Annotated in this window: 4 protein-coding genes; 2 read left to right on the forward strand and 2 right to left on the reverse strand. The window is 72.9% G+C overall.

The annotated features are described in order from the left end of the window. Position 1 precedes the first annotated feature (1 nt). Together ACFRCG_RS36720 and ACFRCG_RS36725 are read right to left on the reverse strand one after the other, a co-directional pair. A complete protein-coding gene (locus tag ACFRCG_RS36720; protein ID WP_380039634.1) occupies positions 2 to 1528 on the reverse strand; it encodes an ABC transporter substrate-binding protein in 1527 nt (508 codons plus the stop codon). 348 nt (positions 1529 to 1876) lie between these two features. Continuing rightward, positions 1877 to 3316, reverse strand: coding sequence for a DUF3089 domain-containing protein (locus ACFRCG_RS36725; RefSeq protein WP_380039636.1), 1440 nt, complete (start codon positions 3314 to 3316; stop codon positions 1877 to 1879). An 83-nt stretch (positions 3317 to 3399) separates the two neighbouring features. On the opposite strand from ACFRCG_RS36725, the gene ACFRCG_RS36730 reads away from it, so the two are divergent. Next, complete coding sequence (locus ACFRCG_RS36730; protein ID WP_380039638.1) at positions 3400 to 4092, forward strand: TetR/AcrR family transcriptional regulator; 693 nt, start codon at positions 3400 to 3402, stop codon at positions 4090 to 4092. Further along, on the forward strand, positions 4089 to 7160 hold the full coding sequence (locus ACFRCG_RS36735; RefSeq protein WP_380039640.1) for a family 1 glycosylhydrolase: 3072 nt from the start codon (positions 4089 to 4091) through the stop codon (positions 7158 to 7160). Before ACFRCG_RS36730 ends, ACFRCG_RS36735 begins: the two co-directional genes overlap by 4 nt. Positions 7161 to 7226 lie beyond the last annotated feature (66 nt).

Consider the following 7226-nt stretch of genomic DNA (forward strand, 5'->3'; position numbering starts at 1 on the left):
CTCAGCCGGCGAGCTTGTAGTCGGACAGGGAGAAGAAGGTCTGCCCGGGCTGGTTGCCCAGCGTGATCCGCTTGGCCGAGAACATCACCGTCTCACCGCGGAAGAGCGGTGCGAACCAGGCCTGTTCGACCACGTGTGCGTTCAACTGCCGGTACAGCGGGCCCTGGTCCCGGTCGCTCGCCGTGGCGATCCGCGCCAGCAGGTCGACGGCGACCGGGTCGTCGACCTTGAACGGGTTGGTCGGCGCGGTCGGCGACAGCAGCGCGTTGGCGTCGATCCAGTTCTGCGTGGTGCCCCAGACGTACATGAACGCCGGGAATCGGCCGCTGAAGTACTGCACGGAGAGCTGGTTGGTGCTCACCGGGGTGTACTCGACCTTGATGCCGACCTGGTTCAGCTGCTCGGCCAGCACCGGGTAGATCGCGGGCACGAAGGCGTTCTCGCTGGGCAGGCTGAGCTTGAAGCCGTCGGGGAAGCCGGCCTCGGTGAGCAACTGCTTGGCCCGGGCCGGGTCGTAGGGATACTTGCGGTCCAACTCCGGGTCGTAGGCCGGGGATCCGGCCGCGAACATCTGCGTGGTGGGGGTGCCGACGCCGGCCATGATGGCCTTGAGGATGCCGGGGCCGTCGACCGCGTGGTTGATCGCCTGACGCACGCGGGCGTCCTTGAGCGGCGGGGCGATCCTGCCGTCGCGGTCGACCAGCCACAGGCCGGTGACCTGGCCGGGTTGGCGGGTCACGGTCAGGCCCGCCTGTTTGGCGGCGTCCATCCGCGCCGGGGCGCCGATGCCGGCGTCGGCCTGGCCGGTGAGCAGTGCGGTGGTGCGGGCGTTGGTGTCCGGGATCGCCTTGATCACGACCTTGTCGAAGGGGTACGCGGCGGGGGTGCGGTAGCGCGGGTTGCGGGTGTAGGTGTAGCGGTCGCCGCGGGTGGTGTGGCCGGTGTCCAGGATGTACGGGCCGGTGCCCACGGGTTGCGCGTTGGCGTCGGCGAACGCTTTGGGGCCGACCATCATCCCGGCGACCAGGCCGAGGTTGAACAGCAGCGCCGGATCGGGGGTCTTCAGGGCCAGTTCGACCTCGGTGGGGCTGTTGACGGTGACGCCGGCGACGGTGGCGACGGCGAACGAGCTGGGTCCGTTGCTCGTGGCCATGCGGTCCAGGTTCTGTTTGACCACGGACGCGTCGAACGGGGTGCCGTCGCTGAACGTGACGCCCTCGCGCAGGGTCATCCGCAGGTGCCGGCGCTCGGGGTCGGTGTAGGTCCACGCGGTGGCCAGGCCCGGGCCCACGCTCTGGTCGGGGTTGACCGTGGTGAGCGCGTCGTACAGGGGCTGGAGGTAGGCGAGCATGTTGCCCCCGGCCGTCTTCGCCGGGTCCAGGCTCGCCGCGTCGGCCGCGGCGGCCAGGGTCAGGGTCTTGCCGCCGGCGCCCTTCGAGGTGTTCGAGCCGCCGCAGCCGGCGACGGCGGCCACGACGAGTCCGGCGGTGGCGAGGGCCGCTACGCGGCGGCGTCCCAGGATGGTCATGACTGGTCCTTTGTCGAATTCGCGGGACGAATTCGGGAATCGAATTCCCCGGTGCGGTCGGCCGGCCGAAATGTTGGCCGTTACACGTAACGGAAGCGTGCGGTCGGGATACCCGGCGTATTCACGCGACGGTTACGCGGGTCGATGGATTCGGCCGGGCATTTCGGCCGACCTCGCGGCGTGCTCGAATCGCCGCCGGACGGCCCGGGGGCGCGGGTGGGCGCGACGGGTGCTGCGGCGGTGCGGGTGCGGTGGAGCGGAGGTGGCGCGGGCGCCGGGCGGGCCGGGTCGGGTGGGCCCGGGTGGCCGAGCAGGCCGGGCAGGTCGGACCCGGGTGGGCAGGTCTGGTCAGGCCGGGTGGGCCGCCCGCCACGTGTTCGCCTGGGCGGCGATCAGCGCGGTGAGGTCGCCCATCGCCACGTTGTAGTCGACGGTGTGCGTGCCCAGCGGCACGGACAGGCCGCTGTCGGGGAACATCCCGGCGCCGCCGGTGATGTCGAACCAGGTCGCGGTGCCGTTCGCGTCCTGGGTGAAGGCGCACTTCCCGCTGATCTTGTCCTGGTATCGGGTGTAGCCGGAGGGGTCGTCGGCCAACTCGTACGCGGACAACACGTGCGCGAGGTGGCCGCGCGGGTTGAGCCAGTTGCCGTCCATCAGGCGGCGGGTGGGCATGTACATGTCCAGCGGCGTCGCCGTGTCGGCCGGTGTGCCGCGCAACAACGCGGCCGGGTTGACGCACATCATCCGGTGCCCCGGTATCGGCGTGCGGCCGAACGCCGATCCGGCCGGGAGAGCGCCGCCGGGCGGCAGCGCGTAGCTGTTGTAGGCCACCACGCACCCGGTCGGGATCGGCGCCTGGGGCCCGGAGCGTACGCACGTGGGGATGTGCTGGAACGTCGAGGCCGGGTCGGCGCCGCCACCCTGGGTCCCGCCGATCGGCACCTGGAGGTAGCCGCCGAGCAGCACCGCCGACACCAACCGGTCCTGCACGGCCGGGTTGCCGTCGATCTCCTGCTGCATCACCCGGGACAACACGCCGGTGCCCTGGGAGTGGCCCAGGAGCACCACGCCGCGCCGCTGGTGGGTGACCGGGTCGGTGTTGTGGTTGGCCCAGTAGTCGCGCCAGGCGTCCAAGACGTCGCGCGAGCCGGTCTCCGCGTCCAGCGGCACGCCCAGGCCGCCGACCAGCAGCTCGGAGAACGACGCCTGCCGATACATCGGGGCGAACACCCGACACGTACCGGCGAAGCGGCCGATCTGGTCGAGGGCGGCCGCGAGCGCGCTGTTGGACGGGCTCGGGGGCAGGGACCCGATCCGCAGGAGCGGGTTGGGCAGCAGGTCGACGGTGGGGTACGCGTAGAAGCAGTCGATCTGCGGGTTCGCCGGCGCGGCGAACGGCTCGGGTACGCGCGAGCCGTCGGCGCGGACCGAGGTGGCGTCGAGGGTGGTGGTCGCCCCGTTGAGGTAGCGGGCGCTGAACGTGCCGTCGGGGCCCGGGCGTTGCGGGTTGCCGGCGAGGTCCTGGTTACAGGGGTTGGTCGCGAGGCCCGGGCGACAGAGCCAGACCGTCTCCTTGAGCGGGGAGGTCAGGCTCTTGCCGGCCGGGTCGGCGGTCGAGGTGGTGTTCGCCGGGATGTTCGTGGCTGTGTTCGTGACGGCGTTCGCGGCGATGTTCGTGGCGCTGTTCGGCGTGCTGTTCGGGGCGGCGGACGTGCCGGTCGGGATGACGGCGGCGGCCAGGGTCAGGGACAGCGCGCCCAGGGCGAGGAGGATTCTCGATCTGCTCATGGCGTGAGCTCCGATCCAGGTGTCGTGAACTTTCGACGAGATGGAACTTACTAAGGACTAAGTAAATAATCTAGAGTGCCGATGTGACTGAGAATTCGGATGCACGTAAACCAGCCGTCGGCCGCGCCCGGGGCCGCACCAAGGCGCCGACCGCGAAGGGGGAGGAGCGACGTCGGGAGATCGTCGCCGCCGCGTCGGAATTGTTCGCCCGGGCGGGCTTTCGCGGCACCGGTATGGCGGAGGTGGCCCAGCGGGTCGGCATCACCGAGCCCGGCCTGCTCTACCACTTCGGCAGCAAGGAGGGCCTGCTCCGGGCCGTGGTCGAGCACCGGGATCTGCGCAGCCAGGCGTTCGCCCGGGACATCGCCGCGGTGGGCGGGCTCCAGGCGCTGCGCGAGATGCCCGCGTTCGCCCACCGCAACCGCGAACAGCCCGGTCTGGCCAAGCTGTTCGCGGTGCTGCTCGCGGAGAACCTGGATCCGGGCGACCCGGAGCACGACTTCTTCGTCCGGCGCTACCGCGAGATGCGGGCGGTGGTCGCCGGGATGATCCGCGAGGGCCAGCGCGGCGGCGAGATGCGGGCGGACGTGAGCCCGGAGCTGAAGGCGATCGAGATCCTGGCCGCGCTCGACGGCATCGCCTCCCAGTGGCTGCTCGATCCCGAGGAGGTCGACCTGGTGGTCAGCATCGAGGAGTACGCCCGGACGCTGATCCGGGACCTGGCCACCGATCCCGAGCCGGCCGAGGCCGGCGCGCCCGAGGAGGTACAAGGATGATCGACGGCGGCGGTCGGGACTTCCCGCCCGCGTTCCTGTGGGGCGCGGCCACCGCGGCCCACCAGGTCGAGGGCGGCCTGACCGACAACGACTGGATCGACTGGGAGGACGCCGGCCGCACCGCCGACCCCAGCGGCGCGGGCATCGACCAGTGGCGCCGCTGGCCGACCGACATCGCGCTGCTGGCCGAACTCGGGCACACCGCACACCGGATGTCGATCGAATGGTCCCGGCTCGCCCCCTCGCGCGGGGTGTGGAACGCCGCCGCGTTCGACCACTACGCGCGGGTGCTGGACGGTCTGCGCGAGCACGGCCTCACGGCGTTCGTCACCCTCCAACACTTCACCCTGCCGCGGTGGTTCGCGGCAGCCGGCGGCTGGCTCGCCCCCGACGCGCCCGAGATCTTCGCGGAGTTCGCCGCCGAGGCCGGGCGGCGGCTCGGGGATCGCATCCCCTTCGCGGGCACTGTCAACGAGCCGCAGATCGTCGCGTTCAACGGCTACCTGAAGGGCAACCACCCACCCGGGTACCGCGATCGCGATCGCATGGTCACCGCCAACGAGACCCTGATGCGCGCGCACGACGCCGCCGTGACCGCGTTGCGCGCGACCGCGCCCAACACGCGGGTGGGGGTGTGCCTGCAACTCCCGCTGGTACAACCAGCCGACCCGGACAGCGTCGACGACGTCGAACTCGCTGACTGGTACCGGGAGACGCTGGTCACCCGGCACCTGGAACACCTGCGCGACGCGCCCGATGCGGGCGACTGGGTGGGCGTGCAGTACTACACCCGCGCCCGGGTGAACGCGGCCCTGGAGCAGCAGCGACTCGGCGAGCCGCCGGCGGGCACGCCCACCACGCAGATGGGGTGGGAGGTCTACCCGGACGGGCTCACCGAGATGTTGCGGCTGGCCGGCAAGACCACCGGCCTGCCGATCTACATCACCGAGAACGGCATCGCCACCACCGACGACGCCGAGCGGGTGGCCTACCTGGACAGCCACCTGCGCGCCGTCCGGGCCGCGCTCGCGGACGGCGTCGACGTGCGCGGATACCTCCACTGGTCCGCGTTCGACAACTTCGAGTGGACACACGGCTACCGCCCCCGCTTCGGCCTGATCGGCATCGACCGCGACAACGACCTGCGACGCGTGATCCACCCCAGCGCACACGCGTACCACCGGGTGATCACAACGGGCCGGATAGCCGCCCTCCACGAGCCGGCAGCCGACCCGAACGGGCCCTCGGCCGCCGGCGACGCGAAGCCCGGTGCGGGCGGTGTCGCGCCCGAACCCGACTCGACCACACACGCGGCCACCGCCGCCGGTGGGAGCGTGCCTGGCGCCGGGGCTGAAGCCGCCCCGACCACCCGCCCCGCCACCGGCGGTGGCGCAAAGGCCGCCCCGGCCGGGAGCGTGCCTGGCGCCGGGACTGAACCCGACCCGACCGCCCGCCCCGCCACCGGCGGTGGCGCAAAGGCCGACCCGGCCCGGGGCGTGCCGCGCGCCCGCACCGAAGCCGCCCCGGCCGGGAGCGGGGGCGGCGTCCATGCGGGCGGCGGTTCGGCGGGGAGCGGTCCGGGTGGGTTCCCAGCCGTGGGGACCAACCCGGGCGTACCTCCGGCCGCCGGCCGCGCGGAGTCCGGTGCGGGTGGGAGCGCGGCTGTCGGGCGGGCGGCATCCGGGCCGAGCGACTTCTCGTCCGGCGGCTCGACCAATGCAGGCGGCCACACAGAGGCCGAAGCGGCTCACTCCGCGCCCGACGGGCGAGCCGATGCCGACGGCCGCACAAAGCCCGGGACAGGTCACACCACGCCCGACGCGCCGACCCAACCCGGCGGCCGCGCGAAGCCCGGGACAGGTCACACCACGTCCGACGCGCCGACCCAACCCGGCGGCCGCGCGATGGCCGGGACGGGTCACTCCACGTCCGACGGGTCGGCCGGCCCCGGTGGCTGCGTGGGGGGCGGGACGGGTTGCTTTTCGGCCGGTCGGTCGGGGCTTCGTTGCGGTTGCGAATTCCATGAGTTGTCCGGTCGTTCGGCCGGCTTGTCGAAGGAGATGCCTGTGAGGATCGATCCGCCCGTGGTGCGACTGTTGCAGCGTGTGGCCGCCGGAGCGCAGCCCGAGTCGCGGGATCTGGCGTTGCGGCGCGCGCAGTCGGCCGCCACCATGCGGCTCGCGGCGTTCCCGCCGGGGCCCGACATCGAGGTCACCGAGCACACCGTGCCCGTCGCCGGCGGCGACATCGCGGTGCGGGTGTGGCGGCCGAGGAACCCGCGAACGCCCGTCCCCGCCTACTTCTTCCTGCACGGCGGCGGCTGGGTGCTGGGCAACCTGGACACCGCCGAGGCCGAGTGCGGACCCGTCGCCTCGCTCGTCCCGTGCGCCGTGGTCCACGTCGACTATCGGCTCGCCCCCGAACACCCCTTCCCCACCCCGCTGGACGACTGCCTGACCGCCTACGCGTGGCTCCTGGAACACGCCGACGAACTCGGCATCGACCCGAACCTGGTCGCCATCGGCGGCGCGAGCGCCGGCGGCAACCTGGCCGCCGCGATGTGCCTGGCGCTGCGCGACCGCGGCCTGCCGCAGCCCAGCCTCCAGGTCCTGGACGCCGCGCCGTTCGACCTCACCCCGATGCCGGACCCGGCCGCCGCCGGCGGACCGGCCCGACCCGGCCTGTCCGTCGCAGAGTTCAACATGTTCGCGCGGCACTACGTGCCGGAGGCCGAGGCCGCGGTCAACCCGCTCGTGTCCCCGCTGCGCGCCGCCGACCTGTCCGGCCTGGCCCCGGCCCTGGTCGTGGTGGCCGAATACGACCCGCTGCGCGACCAGGCCGAGGACTATCTCGCGGCGCTGCGCGCGGCCGACGTCCCCGCCGCCGGCATCCGCGTACTGGGCCACATCCACGGCGGCTGGGTCGTCCCGGCCACGGTCACCCACACCCTGGTCAACGAAATGCGCGCCGCCGCCCTGCGCCACGCCTTCGCCGGAACCCTGGTCGGCCCCCTCACCCCGCGCCTGATCGACCGCCTCGCCGCCGAGCCGGCCCCGCAGCCCGCCTGACCGGCGGCCCGGCACCTGCGGGCCGAACCGGGACGGCGGCCGGCGCCGCACGCCGCGACACGTGCC

It is taken from the genome of Embleya sp. NPDC056575 (assembly GCF_042793325.1).
GTDB lineage: Bacteria > Actinomycetota > Actinomycetes > Streptomycetales > Streptomycetaceae > Embleya.

Coding starts and splice junctions, on each gene's coding strand:
- ACFRCG_RS36720 (WP_380039634.1), bottom strand. CDS start 1,528: ATGACCATCCTGGGACGCCGCCGCGTAGCGGCCCTCGCCACCGCCGGA.
- ACFRCG_RS36725 (WP_380039636.1), bottom strand. CDS start 3,316: ATGAGCAGATCGAGAATCCTCCTCGCCCTGGGCGCGCTGTCCCTGACC.
- ACFRCG_RS36735 (WP_380039640.1), top strand. CDS start 4,089: ATGATCGACGGCGGCGGTCGGGACTTCCCGCCCGCGTTCCTGTGGGGC.